General features: G+C 59.7%; 21 protein-coding genes. 15 read left to right on the forward strand and 6 right to left on the reverse strand.

The features are described from left to right. The first annotated feature begins 7 nt into the window (after positions 1–7). Together INT40_RS15390 and INT40_RS15395 are read left to right on the forward strand one after the other, a co-directional pair. Positions 8–1,165, forward strand: a complete 1,158-nt coding sequence (locus INT40_RS15390) for a CoA transferase (RefSeq protein ID WP_193096450.1) — start codon at positions 8–10, stop codon at positions 1,163–1,165. 481 nt (positions 1,166–1,646) lie between these two features. Further along, positions 1,647–2,417, forward strand: coding sequence for a PmeII family type II restriction endonuclease (locus INT40_RS15395; RefSeq protein WP_125187628.1), 771 nt, complete (start codon positions 1,647–1,649; stop codon positions 2,415–2,417). Here the strand turns inward: INT40_RS15395 and INT40_RS15400 are convergent. Further along, entirely contained in the window at positions 2,397–3,785 is a 1,389-nt protein-coding gene (locus INT40_RS15400) for a DNA cytosine methyltransferase (RefSeq protein ID WP_193096451.1), read from the reverse strand. The two genes, INT40_RS15395 and INT40_RS15400, sit on opposite strands and share 21 nt — an antisense overlap. Positions 3,786–4,954: 1,169 nt before the next feature. Here INT40_RS15400 and INT40_RS20715 point away from each other — a divergent pair. The 7 genes from INT40_RS20715 (at position 4,955) to INT40_RS15435 (ending at position 9,195) form a co-directional block, all read left to right on the forward strand. After that, the gene (locus INT40_RS20715; protein ID WP_206426721.1) at positions 4,955–5,164 is read left to right on the forward strand and encodes a hypothetical protein; all 210 of its coding nucleotides are present in this window, start codon (positions 4,955–4,957) and stop codon (positions 5,162–5,164) included. Positions 5,165–5,301: 137 nt separating this feature from the next. Next, positions 5,302–5,481 carry a hypothetical protein gene (locus INT40_RS15410; RefSeq protein ID WP_125187632.1) on the forward strand — a complete coding sequence of 60 codons (180 nt, stop codon included), beginning with the start codon at positions 5,302–5,304 and terminating at the stop codon, positions 5,479–5,481. Positions 5,482–5,597: 116 nt separating this feature from the next. Then, positions 5,598–5,903 carry a hypothetical protein gene (locus INT40_RS15415; RefSeq protein ID WP_125187633.1) on the forward strand — a complete coding sequence of 102 codons (306 nt, stop codon included), beginning with the start codon at positions 5,598–5,600 and terminating at the stop codon, positions 5,901–5,903. Between the two features lie 6 nt (positions 5,904–5,909). Further along, positions 5,910–6,143: a hypothetical protein gene (locus INT40_RS21390; protein ID WP_125187634.1), complete on the forward strand. Its 234-nt coding sequence runs from the start codon at positions 5,910–5,912 to the stop codon at positions 6,141–6,143. 47 nt (positions 6,144–6,190) lie between these two features. Beyond that, positions 6,191–6,352 (forward strand): hypothetical protein, encoded by a 162-nt coding sequence (locus INT40_RS15425; protein WP_164514354.1) that lies wholly within the window; start codon positions 6,191–6,193, stop codon positions 6,350–6,352. Between the two features lie 131 nt (positions 6,353–6,483). Continuing rightward, positions 6,484–8,043: an aspartate ammonia-lyase gene (locus INT40_RS15430; RefSeq protein ID WP_226831472.1), complete on the forward strand. Its 1,560-nt coding sequence runs from the start codon at positions 6,484–6,486 to the stop codon at positions 8,041–8,043. A gap of 126 nt (positions 8,044–8,169) precedes the next feature. After that, the gene (locus tag INT40_RS15435; protein WP_193096452.1) at positions 8,170–9,195 is read left to right on the forward strand and encodes an Abi family protein; all 1,026 of its coding nucleotides are present in this window, start codon (positions 8,170–8,172) and stop codon (positions 9,193–9,195) included. A 102-nt stretch (positions 9,196–9,297) separates the two neighbouring features. Here INT40_RS15435 and INT40_RS15440 read toward each other — a convergent pair whose 3' ends face one another. Further along, complete coding sequence (locus INT40_RS15440; protein ID WP_193096453.1) at positions 9,298–10,338, reverse strand: DUF2891 family protein; 1,041 nt, start codon at positions 10,336–10,338, stop codon at positions 9,298–9,300. Positions 10,339–10,439: 101 nt separating this feature from the next. On the opposite strand from INT40_RS15440, the gene INT40_RS15445 reads away from it, so the two are divergent. After that, the gene (locus INT40_RS15445; protein WP_193096454.1) at positions 10,440–10,763 is read left to right on the forward strand and encodes a CHY zinc finger protein; all 324 of its coding nucleotides are present in this window, start codon (positions 10,440–10,442) and stop codon (positions 10,761–10,763) included. Between the two features lie 142 nt (positions 10,764–10,905). Here the strand turns inward: INT40_RS15445 and INT40_RS15450 are convergent, their stop codons facing one another. Beyond that, positions 10,906–11,544 carry a hypothetical protein gene (locus INT40_RS15450; RefSeq protein WP_009883487.1) on the reverse strand — a complete coding sequence of 213 codons (639 nt, stop codon included), beginning with the start codon at positions 11,542–11,544 and terminating at the stop codon, positions 10,906–10,908. A 32-nt stretch (positions 11,545–11,576) separates the two neighbouring features. Next, positions 11,577–14,645 carry a DEAD/DEAH box helicase gene (locus INT40_RS15455; RefSeq protein WP_193096455.1) on the reverse strand — a complete coding sequence of 1,023 codons (3,069 nt, stop codon included), beginning with the start codon at positions 14,643–14,645 and terminating at the stop codon, positions 11,577–11,579. 69 nt (positions 14,646–14,714) lie between these two features. Here INT40_RS15455 and INT40_RS15460 point away from each other — a divergent pair, with 69 nt between their 5' ends. Then, positions 14,715–15,062, forward strand: a complete 348-nt coding sequence (locus tag INT40_RS15460) for a biopolymer transporter Tol (protein ID WP_413463557.1) — start codon at positions 14,715–14,717, stop codon at positions 15,060–15,062. Between the two features lie 19 nt (positions 15,063–15,081). On the opposite strand, the gene INT40_RS15465 is transcribed toward INT40_RS15460, so the two are convergent. Next, positions 15,082–15,450: a hypothetical protein gene (locus INT40_RS15465; protein ID WP_009883490.1), complete on the reverse strand. Its 369-nt coding sequence runs from the start codon at positions 15,448–15,450 to the stop codon at positions 15,082–15,084. Positions 15,451–15,503: 53 nt separating this feature from the next. Further along, positions 15,504–15,674, reverse strand: a complete 171-nt coding sequence (locus INT40_RS15470) for a hypothetical protein (protein WP_009883491.1) — start codon at positions 15,672–15,674, stop codon at positions 15,504–15,506. 110 nt (positions 15,675–15,784) lie between these two features. On the opposite strand from INT40_RS15470, the gene INT40_RS15475 reads away from it, so the two are divergent. The 4 genes from INT40_RS15475 (at position 15,785) to INT40_RS15490 (ending at position 18,391) form a co-directional block, all read left to right on the forward strand. Next, positions 15,785–16,549, forward strand: a complete 765-nt coding sequence (locus INT40_RS15475) for a MerR family transcriptional regulator (RefSeq protein WP_164513776.1) — start codon at positions 15,785–15,787, stop codon at positions 16,547–16,549. A 132-nt stretch (positions 16,550–16,681) separates the two neighbouring features. After that, positions 16,682–17,311, forward strand: a complete 630-nt coding sequence (locus INT40_RS15480) for a hypothetical protein (protein WP_009883493.1) — start codon at positions 16,682–16,684, stop codon at positions 17,309–17,311. A 17-nt stretch (positions 17,312–17,328) separates the two neighbouring features. Then, positions 17,329–17,748, forward strand: coding sequence for a hypothetical protein (locus INT40_RS15485; RefSeq protein WP_069599283.1), 420 nt, complete (start codon positions 17,329–17,331; stop codon positions 17,746–17,748). A gap of 10 nt (positions 17,749–17,758) precedes the next feature. Beyond that, positions 17,759–18,391, forward strand: coding sequence for a homing endonuclease associated repeat-containing protein (locus INT40_RS15490; protein ID WP_226823970.1), 633 nt, complete (start codon positions 17,759–17,761; stop codon positions 18,389–18,391). The last annotated feature ends 15 nt before the right edge of the window (positions 18,392–18,406 follow it).

Genomic DNA, 18,406 nt, shown 5'->3' on the forward strand with positions numbered 1-18,406 from the left:
AGCACCCATGTCAGAGACACGATCGGCACCACTGGCCGGACTGAAAGTCGTCGAGATCTCCGCATTCATCGCAGCCCCTCTGGGCGCGATGACCCTGGCACAGTTGGGCGCGGACGTCATCCGCATCGACCCGATCGGCGGCAACATCGACGCCAATCGGTGGCCGATCAGTGATGACGGGACGTCGATCTATTGGGCGAGCCTGAATAAGGGCAAACGCTCGGTCACCCTGGATCTCAAGTCCGAAGAGGGACAGAAGATCGCGACCGACCTCATCGCCGAGGCGGGCACCTTGGTGACGAACCTGCCCGCCCGTGGATGGTTGAGCTATGACAATCTCGTCCAGCATCGCGAAGATCTCGTCATGCTGCGCTTGAGTGGCTCCCATGATGGGAAGCCGGCCGTGGACTACACGATCAATGCGGCCAGCGGGTTCCCGATCATCACCGGTGATGACGAGCGTCCAGTCAATAATGCTCTGCCGGCCTGGGATGTCGCTGCGGGACTCTACATTTCCAATGGGATCATCGCCGCCGAATTGGAACGGCGTTCCTCAGGCAAGGGCCAGGAGATCACCTTGGCGCTCTCGGATGTCATGCTCGCGACCGTCGGCAACCTCGGCTACATCGCCGAGGTGCAGTCGACAGGGAAGACGCGTGGGCCGCTGGGCAATGGACTCTATGGTGCCTATGGGCAGTCGTTTGCGACGTCGGATGGTCGCGAGATCATGGTTGCCGTCATCTCGAACAAGCACTGGCGCGGGCTGGGGAAGGCGACGGGGCTGAGCGAGAAGCTCGAGATGATCGGGCCGCTGCTCGATGTTGATCTGAACACCGAAGGCGGTCGGTTCGAAGCTCGCGAAGCCATCGACGCAGTGGTGCGCCCATGGTTCGCTGCGCACACTGCCGCCGAGGCTGCTTCAGTGTTGGCCGATGCCGGCGTGCTGCAGGGTGAGTTCCAGACATTCGAGGAGCTCGTCAACAACGATCCTTGGTGCTCGTTGGAGAACCCGCTGTTCGGAGAGATTGATCAGCCGGGGGTCGGGCGAGTTTTAGCTCCGAGGGTGCCGTTGCAGTTTGCTGGGTCTCCGGCGGCTGGCGCGGTTCCGGCTCCGCAGCTGGGCGGGGATACCGAGAGTGTGTTGAATGATGCGCACGAGTCGTGATCCAGACGCCCGGACAAATTCAATAACGGTAGAATCACAGGCAGAACGAATTAGATCGCACCAAATGCCTGTTGCCTCTAACCGCAAGGCGAATCTATTCCACTATAATTCCAGCAGACCATTGACATGATTCTTCATGCTAGCAGCTCCTAAAATGAGGGAGAGAGTGTTTCGGAAAAATGGTTCAGAACCTTCTCCATGAATGCTCCTGCAATGGAAGCATCGCTCCGGTGACCAGGAGCCAGGTGATTGCATATTCAATGCAGTGGTAGATCCGAGAGGTGCGGAACAACGATGAGCAGAAGAGGCCTAGTGTTCGCCACGAACCAGCCAGCGATAGTGGGGGCCTCTCGTCTGCGAGGAACCGGTGCTCTGATTTTATTCGATGCGAAGGTTGGGGAGTCCAATGGAGTGCTGCGCTCACCTAAAAATATCCAGACGTGATGCCCTGCAGTTTCAGTAGACACAGTACACTGGCCTCATGATTGATAAGCCGCATGTACCACAGGAATTGTCGAGCCATCGTGATATAGCCCTGGAGGTCATCAAGAGCTACCAGGTGCAACGTATAGAATGGTATGACAAACTTAAAGTCAAAGATCTCCTCAATAAAGATGTAACCATCTTTGCCGCCCGTGGTTGCGAAACGGCCGCCGACTATATATTGGAAGCCTTCCATGCAAAAGAGTCTTCTTCTGAAGAGACTGTCATGGGAACTTCTTGGCAAAATATATTAGCCAAAATTTCGGATGACACGATCGACACCGGTGACTTAACCACAGTGCGGGATGGTGTAGTTTGGGTGCTTGAGCTTAAAAGTCAAACTAATACCACCAACTCGGCTAGTTTTGTCCAGGAGCTTCGAGGGCTAAGGACGAGGAAAGAAGAGATCGAGAGCCGCAGGCGAGCTTCAGGCCAACCAGTTAAAGTGGCAATGTGTATAGCTCGGGATAAGAAATCGAGAGATGAAATCCGAGTATATTCTCCTAGTGATATACAAAGAGAGAACCGTGATATCGCTGGATTTGAGTACAGGTACATTACAGGGACGAAGTTTTGGCAGTGGCTTGCTGGTTATGATAGTGAAATTGGCTTACTTATGCCGATAAGCGAGATCGACGGCACTGCAGTAAGAATGGCTAGAGACAGGTGCCATGTACGCTTGGTCAACGAACTATTCAAGATGCTTGAAGAGAGAGGCCTGGGGCAGTCAATTGACGATTTGGTGTTGCTACGCGACCGTCTGTCCTAGTGGTGCCTGGTGAGATCTTGGGTTTCTCCAGGAAATATCGCTAGTTTCACGGTAGCGAGAGAATGGGAAACTAGTTCCCAGCTTTGATTCTGCCTGCGCGGCTCCGGCCATATCCGATTTGATAAGCTCCCCTATTGCCTGGCCCAGCTTCACTGGCACCGCATTTCCTATCTGCTTGTACTTTTCTGGAACCGAGCCCGCAATCCACCAGTCGGTGTTGAAGCCTTGTATTGCTTTGTACTCTTCCACGCTCAATGGACGAAGCTCAGTAGGGTGACACAGATCTGTTGCAGGCATCGTGGGGCTAGTTACAAGAGTCGGTGATGGGCGATTCCCGTCGATCCGGCGATAGAATCCTGTGCGGCCCCCCGACAGATGGTATGCCTTCCCCATAGCCGATTCTTGAAGGTCTGTCGGTAGGGACGTCCAGTATTGACCTTCTTCAAGTAGTTCGAATAGAGCCAGCCGTTTGGAAGGGAACTGTGTGTGTTCGTGCCGCACGTCGCGCAGGTGTTTAGTCGCCTGATTGAAGGTTACCCACGGCTGGAGGCCCCATTTCGGATCGTTGCTGTGAGTGGGTTGAAGATAAGGAGGAGCGGAACCCTCTCGCTTGGCTATTAGTATGACACGTTCACGTAGCTGCGCGGCGCCAAAGTTAGCCGAATTATATAGATTAAAAGAGACTTTATATTGCATAGTCTTCAGTTTTTCTAGGATCAAAGATAACGCTCCGCCTCTCACTGGTGGAGTGTCGGGCTTGAGTGGGAAGGGAGTTGAGAGCAAACCTCTAACATTTTCAATTACAAGATATTTGGGCTGAAGTTCGTCGGCTAGCTCGAGGTATTTTAAGAATATATTCCCGCGATCGTCTGCGAAGGCGCGCCGCGCGCCGGCGGTGCTGAATGCCTGGCAGGGCGGCCCTCCGACCATTAGGTCTATTCCTCGGTCAGGAGTGATGTTTGCAAATTCGAGAACCATTTCTTTGGTTGCATTATTTATGTCGCCAATTAGCCCAGCGTCCGGGCGGTTTTTTGATAGCGTCATTCTGCATTCGCGGTTATTTTCGCAGTACAGTTGGACGGGTATCCCGGCCTTTTCCAGGCCTTGGTCTAGTCCTCCGGCTCCAGAGAAGAAAGAGATCGCGGTAATATTCGGGACTTCTTGAGATTCCCTCGGTGTGTCTGGTGGAGCTTGCGTTAAGTTCGCTTTGTATAGGTAGTCTTCCAAGTCTTCCGTCGAGTAAGCTTTCCTCGCTCCAACGGTCTGGTAAGGGATGGTGCCATTGTTGGAAAGGCGAGTGACAACAGATTGAGAAACGCCGAGCCACGATGAGGCTTGACTTGCTGTGAGAAGTTCCGACTTGGTCATGGCATGAGTATATCACTGGTCTGTGATTCCAAAAGTATTTTGCACAACGGCATTCCCGAGAGTGTTGTGTTTGCGTTGTGCCTTAGTTTGCATGGCAACCCTGTTGCTGAAAACTGTCAGAGCTGACGGAAGAATTGTCACATGCCCGGATAGTTTGTCGGGTCTTGGGCTGGTAGGGGTGTAAGCGACTCGTGGTCTCGGTGGGAACCTTCACGACACGAGACGCATGGTGTGTGAAGGGTCGTATCCAACTAGATCGACTGTCAAGATTCGCGGACGAGCGACACAAGGGTCAAATTATCCTAGCTACACGTTCGCCGACGCTCAATGCGAGTGGGCTGCTTGCACGCAAAAATGGTCGTCGGAGCGCCCAGTAGGCCAAGGTAGTAATGTCTGAATTCCAGACTTGTCTGTCGACGAGCCAGATTACCTGCCACCAAACCATGCATTAGTCCCATTTCGCAGCCTTCGACCGAGACCCGTTCAAGGTTGCGGTGGCGGATCTGGGGAGATTCTGGCGGACTCGACGGCGTCGGCGGGAGAGGTCGTCTACGAGCGAGGCTGAGGCCGACGCCCTTGGTTTTGGGATCCGTTCTCACCGTCATACGGGTCACTGAACGCAATTACTCAGCGTTTGAGTTCGAACGACGTTTGACCCATGCCACCGCAGGTAGCAATGCAATGAGGGCTGGGCACGCGAATGCTACCCACATTGCACCGAAGCCAAGCCCGACCAGCCAGTGGAACCCGAGAATCCGGCGCCATCGGTGGCTAAAGTGACATCTGCAATGCCGAGAATGGTCAGTATGCTGATTGTGAAGAGCGACAGGAGTACAAGCAAGATAAGCCTGGAGAGTGTCACTTTGGCGGGGGTTCTTCCGTCGCCGCTGCGTTGAATGATTGCAGTGGTCGCGCGAGTTCGCGTTAACGCTCCAAGGCAGGAATGGTTGTTGGAATTCCATATTGTGTGCTCCGCGCGGGGGCTTTGCATCGACTGTGTGTCCTGACCTGCTCCTGGAACAGTAGAGCAGAGACGATGACGACATCACCGCGGGTATTCGGCTGAACGGTCGATGACCACACCAGGTGCGAGCACTATTCGACCAAGCTCGACATCACTGCTATCCGCTTCTACTGTTGTGTTCAGTACTATCCGTGCCATCTCTAACATGCCGAATGTGCAGAGCACCCCGCACAGCAGTGACCTCGTGAAGGGTGGAGCCAGCCAGCTATTCTCTGCGGTGCGTGCCAGACGGTTGACGATCGAGACCTTTCTGGGAGTGGACGAATGCACGGCAAGCTCGGTCGCGTTCAACCGCAGCTGGAAGGCACACTCCTCTTACTACTTCTACTACTTCGCAGTCGGTGAATCGCTGTAGCGGTTGAACAATGCCTCGACGCACATAGCTGCGAATGTAGAGACAAACTGAAGCTCGTAGGGTGAATCCTGGCTAGCATTCCACTAGCCTGATGCGCCATTATCCGAGTCTCGAGGCAAAGATGGGAGGTCAGATCTATGGACAAGGCAATCAAGGCGGCCGCGTGGGTATTCGTCATCACTGGCGGCCTAATCAACGTCGTATTCCTGTTTACGCTGACTACCGGCAGCTACCCGATGTGGGCTTTGGCTCCAGTGCTGATCGGGGTGGCACTTTTCATCGTCTACATTTCACGACGTAAGCGCATACAAGAGTAAACGACTCGGCCATTTGGATTTGCGTCTGTTGATTGCCCTATTCAATCAGCCACGATGGCCTGACACCCACCATCGTGAAGCGGCAAGAAATTTTGTCCTGATGACAGGGAGGTCCGTTGGCGAACGAAGAAGTGGTCAGTTTGCAGGCTCTGCCGGCCATCAAGGCGAAATATTTCGAGCGGGCTGCCTGGAGCACTGGTGTCATGGGAGCGGCAGCGCTGTTCTTCTTCCTGTTGAACCTCGACTCAGACGACACGCCGATGTCACCGTTCCTGCTCCTCTTCTTCCTCGCACTGGCATTCAACGTGGAGGAGTATTTCAGCTACATAATCGCGAAGAAGCGAGCCATCAGCGCGAAATCGGAATCCGAATGGTTGCGACGGGCTGGTGTGGACGCACCGGGTGCTACCGACCCTACATAGGCGGACTTGGCGTTCCTGCGCCAGAGCATCGACCTCGCGACGGATGCGGAGAACCGTGGATGGCACCCGTTCGCTTCGATGGTTGTCTCCGCTGACGGCACGGTCATTGCCTCTGCCGGCGATAACTCAATGCCTCCCGAAGGTGACCACACTCAGCAAGCCGAGATGAATGCGGCCGCCGAAGCCGCGCGGCATTCCCTGCCAGAAGGGGCTTTACCTCCATCAGTGTCGACGAGGTGACCCGTCGCATGCACTGCTCCAAATCGACGATTTATTCCGTGGCGCCCATGAAGGAACAACTGGTCGTCGCAGTCACCAAACGCTTCTTCCGCCTCTCCACAACGAGAATCGAAGAATCTATCTCCGGCATCCACTCAGGTCGACTGCCCGATGACACAGGACTTGAGGCAGACCAAGCGTTCTCAGCACTCGGCGAGCGCCTGCTCTAGGGATCGGGGCGAGCCGAGAGTTCGCAGGGGTGAACTTCGAACGAGCAGATCCCCAGATCGAGATCCAGCGGAAGTACCGCGACTATGAGCCAGATCATAACGCCCTCCTCGACCGCGCAGTATCGTGAGAAATGAGGGACAACCTCGGCGATCATGACGCATCCTCACGACGAAAGAAGGCACCAGCGGTGACCGACAGCGTTTCTGCACCCACCCGTACCGAGACCGATTCGATCGGCAGCCTCGAGATCCCCGCTGCAGCGTATTGGGGTGTGCACACGGCGCGAGCGATGGAGAACTTCCCGATCGCCCGCCGCCCGGTCTCCGTCTATCCGGACTTCGTCCGTGCCTTCGCGTGCGTCAAGCAGGCCGCAGCACGGGCAAACCTTGAGATCGGGGCGCTCGATGAACAGCGAGCCAACCTCATCGACGCCGCCTGTGAAGAGGTCAAGGGCGGGCGGCTCCACGACGAGTTCACCGTCGGCGTGATCCAGGGCGGCGCTGGCACTTCGACGAACATGAACGCCAATGAAGTGATCACGAACCGCGCCCTCGAGATCGGCGGTCATGTGAAGGGCGACTACTCGTTCATCAACCCCAATGACCACACGAACCACAGCCAGTCCACGAACGACACCTACCCAACGGCGATCAAGATTGCTCTGGCCTTCTCACTGCAGAACCTCCTCGGCGAACTCACGCTTCTAGCCGATGCCTTTGCCGCGAAGGGTCGCGAGTTCTCCCACGTCATCAAGGTCGGTCGCACCCAGCTTCAGGACGCGGTGCCGATGACCCTGGGACAGGAATTCAACGCCTTCGCCACCACCCTGCGCGAGGATGTGCAGCGACTCGAAGACGCCGTCGCCCTCCTCGGCGAGGTCAACATGGGCGCCACCGCGATCGGAACGGCGATCAACGCCCCGGTCGGGTACAAGGAAGCGGTGATCAAGCACCTGCGCACCATCACCGGACTCGAGCTCGTCACCGCCGGTGACCTCGTCGAATCCACCTCCGACACCGGCGTCTTCATCACCTTCTCCGGGGCGCTGAAGCGCAGCGCCCTGAAGATGTCGAAGATCGCCAACGACCTGCGCCTGCTGTCCTCGGGACCGCAGGCCGGCTTCGGTGAGATCAACCTGCCTGCCCGCCAGGCCGGCTCGTCGATCATGCCCGGCAAGGTCAACCCCGTCATCCCCGAGGCCGTCTCCCAGGTCGCCTACTCGGTCGCCGGAGCCGACGTCACCGTGTCCATGGCTGTCGAGGGCGGCCAACTCCAGCTCAACGCCTTCGAGCCGGTCATCGCCCACTCACTGTTCCAGTCGATCACCTGGCTCGAGCGTGCCTGCCAGACCTTCCGCGTCAACTGCGTCAACGGCATCACCGCCAACGAGGCGGCGCTTGAGGACACCGTGGCCCGTTCCGTCACCGTCATCACCGCTCTGGCCCCGGTCATCGGCTACGCGCCCGCCGCGCAGCTGGCCAAGCAGGCGCTGGCGACGAATGAACCGATCTCCGACCTCGTCGTGAAGCAGGGTCTCCTCGACCGAACCCAGCTCGAAGAGATCCTCAAGCCCGACCGCCTGACCGGTCTGCCCGCCGACCATGGTGTCGAGAACACGGCAGACAGCGCCGAGGCTGTTCCCCGTGACGAGATGACCTCGGAACTGCCGGTGATTCCGCCTCCTGAGTGACCAGCGTTGGCCGTGGGCGGAGTGAATATTCCTTCGCCGAGTGCTAAGCTGGGGGCATCAGACATCGTCTCCCTCTGAGTCCTCGGACTCAAGGAGACGATTTTCATTTGCGCGATAATGAGCTGCATGCACTTCACAAAAGCGTTCAAAGAGCGCGAGGATCTGATTACAGACTTGGCTGAAGCTGGGCTGAAGATTCCGAATCACGCACGCGCCCTCGGTTTCCTCACTCGGGTGGGCTACCACCGGTCTGGAGCATACCGCTACGTGTTCCGTGAGCTGCTGCCTGCCGACCAGATCAATGCCGCAATGCGCGAATACCGAGCTGCCACGTACATGACAGGGGCGAGCATCGATCATGTCATAACTCTTGAAGAGTTCGACATGAAGTTGGCCCGCATCTGCCTAGACGGGACTTTGGACTTCGAAATTCGCTTGCGTGCTTCGATTGCGCACGCTTTGGCCAGGTTGGATCCGGCTGCGCACTTAGACCGAAACTGCCTTGACACCGCGAAGTGCAATACGCTGATCCCCAGGAGTAAGCCACCTCAAACTAAATTCCAGGCCTGGAAACGCACCGTCGATAGAGCCATAGGAAGTGCGAAGCCGGAAGAGGACTTTGTTGCTCATCACCTAGCGAAATATCCCTCTCAACCATTACCGGTCTGGGCCGTAACCGAACTTCTCAGTTTCGGGAGCTTGCCGTATCTCTTCGAGCTGATGAAGTCCGCTGATGCCCGGACTGTGGCCAATGATTTTGGCTTCATGCATCCCGCCCCGTTCGGGAAAGTCGTCCGGGCAGTCGCCGATTTGCGCAACTACTGCGCCCATGGCTCGCGGCTTTTCAACCGACACTTCAAGCGCGCGCAGTCGATCGCGCCCAGGCACACAGCTGGCCCATTGCTGGACCACGTCTCAACCCCTGGATATTCTCGCACTTCAACTGAGAGCAAGCGGCTCTATATAAATGCCGCCGTCTTGGCCTTCATGCTTAGGTCACATTCTGAACCGAGTGATTGGCCTGCCAGGTTTCGAGATCACATCCTGTCCTTCAGCCTCCCGCTAATCACACCCGAAGGACATCGTGTAGTCACGCCGGAGTTGGACATGGGCTTCCCTGCGAGTTGGAACACCAAGCTCCTGTGGCAGTAACTTCTGGACGATAGTCGACCACCAGGTTTGGGTGGAGAGCAGACACTTACACGACCCCCGTGCCTTTTGGGGTCCGCAGGTCACCTGCCGTACCTATCCATCTCAATCCTTCTTGAGCTCCAGTACTTCCCACGCAAAAGTCGCAACCCAGTGTGAGGCCATGTACTCATCGGACACAGACGCCTCGAGCCCGGGAGCCATGAGCGTATCGACTCGGGTGAGGAAGCCCCTGGTGCGGTCAGCGAGGTCCAGATTGCCTGAGTCCTCGGCGATCTGCAGCAGTCGTGGGGCCAAGCGCATGATCGAGGCCGCAACGGAGAGCCCGAGACCATAGAGGTGGCTCTGATACCCGTCCGTGGGGTCGAGCACTTCGACAGGGGAGAGCGCGGGGGACTCCGGCGCCAGTTCCGAGAGGAAGTCTGGCAGCCAAACGGCGAGCTCGTCGGCGGTGAGAACCTCAGCCATAAGGTCGGCCTCGCACAGACCAGGGGAGAGGAAGTCCTGGCCGCTGCGTTCCTGGCTGAAGTTCCAGGCATGATCATCGGCGAAGCAGCGACGAGCGGACGCCGCGATCGCATCGACGACATCATGTCGGCCGAAGTCTCGTGCGCCGAGCAGAATACGCCGCAGGCCGAACGCGGTGTTCGGGTGGATTCCGTGGCGGACGGGTTCGGGCATGTTCGGCAGCCATGCCACGGTCAGGTCGAAGACTGTCTGGGCGAGCACCTCGGCGTCGGGAGCCAGATCACGCAACTGCGGGTCATCGCTGGCCCGAAGCGCACGCACGAGCTCGACGGCCCAGGCCCAGCCATAGGGACGTTCCCAGGTCGGGTGCTCGCGGAGGAACATCGCTTCGGCGGCAAGTTTCTCAGCACTCAGGTGAGAGGTGAGAACCGTGATGGCCTCGTCGCGCCACGGAGCCGTTTGGGCGGTCTCGGTGCTCAGTAGGGTCACGAGCAGGTAGTGCATGTGCACGCTGGAGTGCCAGTCGAAGGAGTTCGCGAAGGCCGGATTCTTCTTCCGCGGTTCGACGATGTCGGCAGGTGACCCGGCGACGTGGTGGGCGGCGTACGGATAGTTGCTGGTGATGTTGCTCAGGGCCACCTCGGCGAAGGGGGTGATGAACTTGGCAGACTGCGGCATGGATCCTCATCGGTTGGGGGATTTCACTCTACTCGGACGAGTCGCGTCGGCAATTAGAGTGAGTACTGGCAGCGGCTCAATAAGGGGAAGGTGGATGTCGGATGTCTCGGTCTCCTCAGGTCTATGGCAAAACGGTCGATGAGCACACGCGGTGTGTCCACTATGCGACCGAGCTCGACATCATCGCCATTCGCTTCGCGTGCTGCGACCGGTACTATCCGTGCCACCTCTGCCACAGCGAGACCACCGATCATCCCGCCCAGCAATGGCCGCGTGAGAAGTGGGATCAGGCTGCGATCCTGTGCGGTTTGTGCTGGACGCAGCTGACAATCGACACGTACCGGGGTACCGATGCTTGTCCCGAGTGCGCGGCGGCGTTCAACCCCCGGTGTGCGGCGCATTCGAGCTTCTACTTCAAGGGCTGACTCAGCGACCGCCACGTAGTTATCGCGGATTCCGCTGGGCGCCGTCCTCTCGTGCAGCTTGCTGCGAACCTCAGCTCACGAGGTGGCCGTCAATATTTACTTTAGGCAATCTAAAGTAAATATTCTCGGGCGGATGGTGACTTTAGCTCTGACCGCCATCGTTGCCAGGCTCTGCGTCCAATTCGTCTTTGCTGTTGCGATCAAAGAGGACGATGAACGTGGCGCCTGCCAGGATCAGCCCTGAGGCAATGACCGCGATGGGTCCGAAGTCGAAGGGCAAGACGCCGCGCAAGATCTCACGGACCGTTGAACTCGGATCGGCAAGAGTGGCGGCGACGAAGATCGCGACCAGGATTGAGACACCCAGGGCTGCGAGACGATTCCATCTGCCGCTGATGCGTCCCGAGAGTAGTCGCCCGGCCTTGATGATTCTGCCTGTACGCAGAATACGTAATGCGCCGACGAGTCGAATGATGCGAAACAGCTGCACGGGGCCGAGGGCGAAGATGACTCCGATGATCACGAGAACTGTGAGCACGATCAGCCACAGGTGCCGTTTGAACCAGGACTTCTTGTCAGGAGTAACGAGGAAGAGTATGAGCGTCTCACCTACGAGGACCAAGCCGGACAAGAGATTGATGACTCTGCCGGCGTCGCTCCACGGCTCAGAGAGGAAGGTGAGGAAGATTGCTGGGATCGAGACGAGTGCGGCGACCAGAACCGGCACTGCCAGGCGTTCCTGCCAGCGTTGCTCCCGGGTCGCTTTTGAGTCATCAGTCATCGTCACTATCAGGATAGTTGGTTGGCGCTGTGCTACCCCTCGAGCAGTCCCCGGATGTCCTCGGCCGTCACCGTCTGGCTGAATGCCTGACCGTTGGGGCCGCGCCCTTCGAAGGCCCCGCCGTCGGTCATGAGGGAGTCGAAGAGCTCAGCCTTCTTCTTCTGCAGGGCCAGGACCTTCTCCTCGATCGTTCCCTCGGCGACATAGCGATAGACCATGACGTTCTTCGTCTGTCCGATCCGGTGCGCTCGGTCGATCGCTTGGTTCTCCGTCGCCGGATTCCACCACGGATCCATAAGGAAGACATAGTCGGCCTCGGTGAGGTTGAGGCCGAAACCGCCGGCCTTGAGGCTGATGAGGAACACGGGAGCCGCGCCGGATCGGAACTCGTCGACGACCTGGCCGCGATTGCGAGTCGAGCCGTCGAGGACGACGTAGGGGACACCTCGGCGATCGAGATCCTCGGCCACCTTGTCGAGGAAGGAGGTGAACTGGCTGAACACGATTGACCGGTGGCCCTCCGCCACGACATCCTCGAGGCGTTCCATGAGGGCGGCGAGCTTGGACGAGGGCACACCTTCGTGTTCGCCGTCGACGATGCGCGGGTCCAGGGCGAGCATGCGCAGCAGGGTCAGAGACCGGAAGACGATGAACCGCTGCTTGTCGTACTCGCTGTCGATGAAGCCGAGGATCTTCTTCCGCTCCTTCTGCAGCACCCGATCGTAGAGCTTGCGGTGCGCGGCATTGAGCTCGACATTGATGACCTGCTCCTGCTTCTCCGGCAGATCGGCTGCGACGAGATCCTTCGTGCGGCGCAGCATGAACGGCCTGATCCGCTTCTGCAGCTGTCCCATTCGTCCCGGATCCTCACCACCTTCGATGGGCCGCACGTATTCCTTCTCGAAACGATGCGAGCTGGGGAAGAGTCCAGGTGCGGTGATGGAGAACAGTGACCACACATCGCGTAGAGAATTCTCCAGCGGAGTGCCCGTCAGAGCCAGGCGGAAGGGTGCGTTGACCGACTTCGCGGCCTTGTGGACCTGCGAGGAGCTGTTCTTCACGAACTGTGCCTCATCGAGGATGAACCCTGCCCAGTCCAGGCGGGAGATCGGGTCCTCGTCCAGGCGCAGCATCGCATAGGACATGACGATGAGATCGGCACCGGCGACCACCTCGGCGAGGGGCTTCTGCCTCTTCTTCGTCGACTCGGAAACGACACGAACGTCGAGGTCAGGGGTGAACTTCGCGGACTCCTTTGCCCAGTTGTCCACCACCGAGGTGGGAGCGACGACGAGGAACGGCGGGTGCGGTTCCCCGCTCCCAGAGTTCGCGTGCTCGGCCTTTGCGTGGGCGATGAGTGCCAGGGTCTGCAGGGTCTTGCCCAGGCCCATATCGTCTGCCAAAATCCCGCCGAGGTGGCACTTGTGCAGCAGCGCCAGCCACCGGAATCCCTGCACCTGGTAGGGCCGCATGGTGACGCCGTTCAGGTGAGGGACTTCGACGGCGGGCAGGTGGTCGAGGTCGAGCAGTGCCTGCGCGGATTCCTGCCAGGACTGGGCGGGCAGAGTCTCATCGGCGAGCTCCTCGAACTCCGACCACAGGCCCACATGCAGGCGCGTGATCTTGGGCGACTCGGGTTCCCACTCGGGGATGAGATCGGCCTCGGCCAGGAGTGCCTTGAGTTTGTCGAAGGCGGGTTTGTTCAGCGACAGGAACGTGTCGTCGACGAGTTTGATCTTCTTCGTCCCCGACGCCAGGGCTTTGTAGAGCTTGACGAAGGGGATGGGCTTGCCGTCGATGGTGATCTGGAAGCCGAGGTCGAACCAGTCGTTCTTCTCCGACTCGACCGAGGTGATCGTGATGTTCGGTTCCCCGCCGAGCTCACGATAGGGCTGCTTCTTCCCGCGCGTGATGACCTTGACGTGCTCGATCTCCTCGAGCCCGGGCAGGACGTTGACGACGAAGTCCGCGGTGTCGACGTCGGAGAGCTCCATGTCGCGGGGGTGGCCCGGCGGTTGGGTCTCGGCGAGGACGGACGCGACTTGGTCGAGCACAGCGCCCTCATGCTCAAGGTCGCGGTTGTCGCGTGGGTCTGGCGTCGGAGTGGTGCTGCGCGCGCCCGCTGTGGTGCGGATGGCGGAGGTGCCGAGTTTCGACAGGGGCACCACGGGCAGGGTCCGGCGCGGTCCCGAGTACTCCCAGTACCACTGCAGGCTCAGGTGGTCCTTTGCACCGTAGACCATGAAGAGGACCAGCCGCGGCTGGCTGAACTGGGGAAACTTCACCGTCTCGTCGGTGCTCACGACCTCGGCGGAAGTACGCAGCAATGGGTAGTACTCCTCGAAGAATTCTTCGGACTCGTTCGCCGGGATCGTGATTGGGCCAGTTGATTGGAAGACTGAGAGTGCCGACTGCGCGGTGGGTTTGGCCGCCGGAGCCAAGGTCACCGTGAACCCTGTGCGCAGGTCGACACCGAAGAACCCGTGCGTCCAGATGGGCTTGGTCAGTCCTGGTGAGAATTCGCGTTCATCGATCGTGACCCGTGGCTGCACCCGCAGCTGGTTCTTCACCCGGTTGACGTCGATGATCGCCTTCGACTCACGCCCGATGTGCACGTCCATGCCCTGATTGACGCCGACGAGTTCGATCCCAAGTTCGGCGGCCTGAGCGAACATGTCCCACAGCAGCGGAGTGTGAAAATCGCCGAGGTTGTACGGCGCGCCATCGGGTGTGAAGTCGGTTTTGTCCCGGGTGCGCAGTCCCGAAAGTTGGGTGAACCATTCCTGGTGGCGGGGATCGACGTTGAACTGTCTGGCCATGCGATCGATGGTGCGCCAGGTCAGGGACTTCTTCACCCAGTTGCCGGATTCGCTGAGGATCAGCGGGCGGATCGCAAGGCTGGGATTGGAGCCGGGGGAGACCTCCTGCTTCTCCAGCACGACGGAGTGCTTCGGTTCGAACCAGGTGCGGGCCACGACCTCGACGAGCTCGAATCCCAGGGCCACAGGCGTATGCTCCTGCGGAGCCACCTCGGCGAGGGAGGCGAAGGCATCACGCCAGCCGGCAGCGTGATGGGACGAAGCATGGTCAGTGTCGGGCACTGTGCCATCTTCTCATTGAGGGCGGACATGTCGGTTCTCAGCGCCCACAGAACATCGTGTGGACACGCGATGTGGACACAGTCTTCGAAGGAGAACAGACTGTTGATCATGGGCCACGAGGGGGAGTGCGAATACACCGATGCGCAGAATTGGATGGTCATCAAGGGCCGGAAATGGCGCAGAACCGATCCGGAACTGCCTGAGGATATGGTCGCAGAACTGAAAAGCCACCTCGGCACAGCGCGCAACGCTGTCCGGACTGCAAAGAAGACAGGCACGGACGAGGACGTGAGCGCGGCCCGCAATCGGGTCAATATCGCCAAGCACGGACTCGGCGAACGGGGCGACTACTGGTGGCAGCTGTGCGCAGACAAGCGACTCGCCCGCGCCGAGGATGCGCTGGATCGACTGCGCTGAGAACCGTCGAGGGGTGGCGTTACCCTGCGAGGAGAATGAGAGCGACGGTGATCGCGCTGACTGTGAGGCAGATAGCCAGGGACGCAAGCCCTCGCACCCACCATTTCGCCCGCATCGTCTTGTTCAGGAGGGCCGTGACGATTGCACAGAACCCCAGCCAGCCGATGGTCGCGGGAATGCCGAAGAACATGGCGAGCATCGCGATCGTGTCGCGTGGAGATGGAGAGCAGCCGAAACCAATGCCTTCACACGACCCATCGACGTTGTGGGCCGGAGCGACAGCCCACATAACGACGGCAGCAAGTGCTGCCAGGGCCCACACGCTGAAGGGAATCAAGTAGACGCCCAGCGTTTCTCGCCGTTCGGCGGCTGGTGGTTCGACGACCATGCATACACTTTAGCGCGACGGTATCCGTGACTGCATGGAGTCACGGAGGCAGTTCAAGGCTTGAACAGCTCGATCTCGTCCGGGGAATAGTAGTCCTGTGCGCCCACGCCCGTGCGTACGAGGTACTTGCCTGTCTCCTCATAGAGGTAGACGACGGTGCCGACGCTGTGGGCCATGGCTCCGGAGGTGACTTGGACGGTGTCGCCGATCTTGAACTCAGTCATGGTTCAGTCTAAACACGCTCGCATTCTGGCTGGGCCAATACACTAGTCACTGTCCGACAAAGACGCAGCGGCGGCGAGGGGAACGGCCAGTGGGGTGGAGCACCAGCGAATTGGCGAGGTTGACCGGCACCACGGTCAACACGATCCGGCACTATCACAAGCTCGAGCTGCTGGCTCAGCCCGAACGGATGAGCAACGGGTACAAGCAGTACGGAGCGGCCCACGTGCTCAGGCTTCTGCAGATCAGGCGGCTGCGCGACCTCGGAATTCCGCTGACTGACATCGGCTCCATTCAAGATGATCATGAAGCGCAGCAGCTGACGCTCAAACGTCTCGACGTCGAACTCGGCGAGACCATCGCCGAGCTGGAGAAGGCGCGCGGGCAGATTGCGGAGCTGCTCGAGTACGGCGCCCCGATCGACACCGCCGCCGGCTTCATCGACATCGCGGCGAAGATGTCAGCTCCCGACCGCAACCTGATGTCACTGTATTCGCGGCTCTATGACGAGACGACGATGACCGAGATCAAGTCGATCATGGCCACGAATTCACCCGCCGATAGGGAAATCGACGATCTCGCCGAGGACGCCGATGAAGCCACGCGAGCGCGGCTGGCCGAGGTCGTCGCGCCGAGCATGAAGGCGCATCTCGAGGCGAATCCCTGGCTGCTCGCACCAGCACACGGCATGCGCGGAGACATCAGCATCGGACAGTCGGCCATCGCCGGTTCGATCACCGAGCTCTACAACAGCGCCCAGGTCGATGTCATCCAACGAGCCTTCCTCCAGATCTTCCCGACCTTGGACATCTCGGACGAAGAACGCGAGCACTTCATCGAGTTCGTGAAGGCCCAGGCGGCCAAGGAATCCAACTGAAGTCCGCCGAGGTGATGGTGTGAAAGCCCGCTCAGCTGTGAATTTCCGGTGTTCGACCATCAGGGCTTGACCCTGTTCTGAGAACACAGTTTCCACTGGAAGTAATCAATCGGACTACTTCCAGAGGACATCATGAACTCCCTCATCACCTTCTTCCAAGGTCTCGCCTCACATGTCCCCGAGCTTGTGCAGCCGTTCATCATCGCGCTCGCCGGGGCCGTGCCCTTCGTCGAGGGCGAGGTCTCGGCTGTCATCGGCGTGTGGGCCGGCCTCAACCCGATCGTCGCAGGCCTCGCCGGGGCGATCGGCAACTTCATCTGCGTCACCGTCATCGTGCTGCTCGGTGCCCGGGCTCGCGAGGCCGTGGTTGCTCGCCGGAGCCGAGCTCGGGAAAGCGTTCCCGTCGGGGTTGGCGCGGCTGGAGCTGGGGCCGACGCAGCCGTTGCCGATGAGGGCGCGACCGTTGCCGACGAGCGCGGGCCTGCGGACGGTGAAGCAAGGTTCCTCGACGAGCCACCTGCTCAGAAGAAGCCCGAATCGAAGGGCCGCATCAAGTTCAAGCGCTTCCTCACCCGCTTCGGAGTCCCGGGCGCGAGTCTGCTCGGGCCCCTGGCCATTCCGACTCAGATCACCTCGACGATCTTGGTCAGCTCAGGTGTCAAGACCTCATGGATCCTGCTCTGGCAGGGCATCGCCATCGTCGCCTGGACGACACTGACCACACTCATCGCCACCGGAGCACTGTCCCTGTTCACCGGCTGAACCGGAAAGGAAGAACCATGACCACCGCTTACCGCCACAGGAAGATCCTCACCTATTCGGCCATCGCTCTCGCGGCCACGGCCCTTCCCCTGCTCATGCCGTTCTCAGCCACCCTGCTGGGCTGGGCGCTCGAGGTGCCGATGCGATTGGCCCTCTCCGAGTCACTGCTGGCGACCTTCGGCATCCTCGTCGCCTGGTTCGTCATCTCCCGGCTCATCGACGTCATCCTCGACGGCAGCGACATCGGCGGAACCGTGACCGGTCGCCTAGTGTCGGCCGCGACCTCGATGGTGCTCCTCGGCGGAGGCTACTTCCTCATCGTCGACTCCGCGATCGCCGCACTGCTCATGGCCGTGGCCGTCTGCAGCCTGCCGCTCGTGATGAGCATTCTCCTCCAACGCAGAGAAGGGGCGTCGCAGGAAAGGCATCGCACGTAAGATGAAGGCGATGACTGACTCCGACACCGACAGGTCCCACACCGCCGCCCCCGCACTCATCGGGGCGCTGCTCCACCTCGCCGCGACCGACGCTGGCCTGGCCCCGACTGCCACGTCCGCGCTGAGTCCCAAGGACAGCGAGATCCTCGCCGAGGTTGAGGTCGCACTCCGCAATCAGACGTTGAATGAGAATGGCGTGAAGAAGGCCCTCGCCGAGGTGGCCGGATCCATTGCCAGCGTGCGCAGCTCACCCAGCCCGGTGGCGTTGACCGCGGCGAAATACGAGAAGGCGCGCACCACAGTCCTCAGGCAGTTGGGTGTGGCCTCGACCAAGGGCGCCAGTGTGTGGCCGCCGACCAGCCAGACCGCCGTCCAACGCTTCGGCTCCTGGAACGAGGCGCTCAAGGCCGCGGGCCTGGCCACCAGCTCGGTGGGTCGAGCACGGGGCCAGCTGCGCTTCGACGAAGCCGCGTATGACAAGGCGATCGCCGACTTCGTCGCTGACTGTGACGACCGGGACCTCGGTGCCACCTACAAGGCCTACGGCGAATACGCCGCCGAACACAAGGGCGAAGTTCCTTCGGCCGCCGCAGTGCGGAAGTTCTACGGAAGCTGGAACGCGGCACTCGCCTCGGCGGGGTGAGGGTTTGACCGCGAG

Source organism: Brevibacterium sp. FME17, from assembly GCF_014897515.1.
Classification (GTDB): Bacteria; Actinomycetota; Actinomycetes; order Actinomycetales; family Brevibacteriaceae; genus Brevibacterium.

Excerpts from the sequence above, each read along its gene's own strand:
- INT40_RS15390 (WP_193096450.1), top strand. The coding sequence starts at position 8 with ATGTCAGAGACACGATCGGCACCACTGGCCGGACTGAAAGTCGTCGAG.
- INT40_RS15395 (WP_125187628.1), top strand. The coding sequence starts at position 1,647 with ATGATTGATAAGCCGCATGTACCACAGGAATTGTCGAGCCATCGTGAT.
- INT40_RS15400 (WP_193096451.1), bottom strand. The coding sequence starts at position 3,785 with ATGACCAAGTCGGAACTTCTCACAGCAAGTCAAGCCTCATCGTGGCTC.
- INT40_RS20715 (WP_206426721.1), top strand. The coding sequence starts at position 4,955 with ATGCCGAATGTGCAGAGCACCCCGCACAGCAGTGACCTCGTGAAGGGT.
- INT40_RS15410 (WP_125187632.1), top strand. The coding sequence starts at position 5,302 with ATGGACAAGGCAATCAAGGCGGCCGCGTGGGTATTCGTCATCACTGGC.
- INT40_RS15425 (WP_164514354.1), top strand. The coding sequence starts at position 6,191 with ATGAAGGAACAACTGGTCGTCGCAGTCACCAAACGCTTCTTCCGCCTC.
- INT40_RS15430 (WP_226831472.1), top strand. The coding sequence starts at position 6,484 with ATGAGGGACAACCTCGGCGATCATGACGCATCCTCACGACGAAAGAAG.
- INT40_RS15435 (WP_193096452.1), top strand. The coding sequence starts at position 8,170 with ATGCACTTCACAAAAGCGTTCAAAGAGCGCGAGGATCTGATTACAGAC.
- INT40_RS15440 (WP_193096453.1), bottom strand. The coding sequence starts at position 10,338 with ATGCCGCAGTCTGCCAAGTTCATCACCCCCTTCGCCGAGGTGGCCCTG.
- INT40_RS15445 (WP_193096454.1), top strand. The coding sequence starts at position 10,440 with ATGTCTCGGTCTCCTCAGGTCTATGGCAAAACGGTCGATGAGCACACG.
- INT40_RS15450 (WP_009883487.1), bottom strand. The coding sequence starts at position 11,544 with ATGACTGATGACTCAAAAGCGACCCGGGAGCAACGCTGGCAGGAACGC.
- INT40_RS15460 (WP_413463557.1), top strand. The coding sequence starts at position 14,715 with ATGTGGACACAGTCTTCGAAGGAGAACAGACTGTTGATCATGGGCCAC.
- INT40_RS15465 (WP_009883490.1), bottom strand. The coding sequence starts at position 15,450 with ATGGTCGTCGAACCACCAGCCGCCGAACGGCGAGAAACGCTGGGCGTC.
- INT40_RS15470 (WP_009883491.1), bottom strand. The coding sequence starts at position 15,674 with ATGACTGAGTTCAAGATCGGCGACACCGTCCAAGTCACCTCCGGAGCC.
- INT40_RS15480 (WP_009883493.1), top strand. The coding sequence starts at position 16,682 with ATGAACTCCCTCATCACCTTCTTCCAAGGTCTCGCCTCACATGTCCCC.
- INT40_RS15485 (WP_069599283.1), top strand. The coding sequence starts at position 17,329 with ATGACCACCGCTTACCGCCACAGGAAGATCCTCACCTATTCGGCCATC.
- INT40_RS15490 (WP_226823970.1), top strand. The coding sequence starts at position 17,759 with ATGACTGACTCCGACACCGACAGGTCCCACACCGCCGCCCCCGCACTC.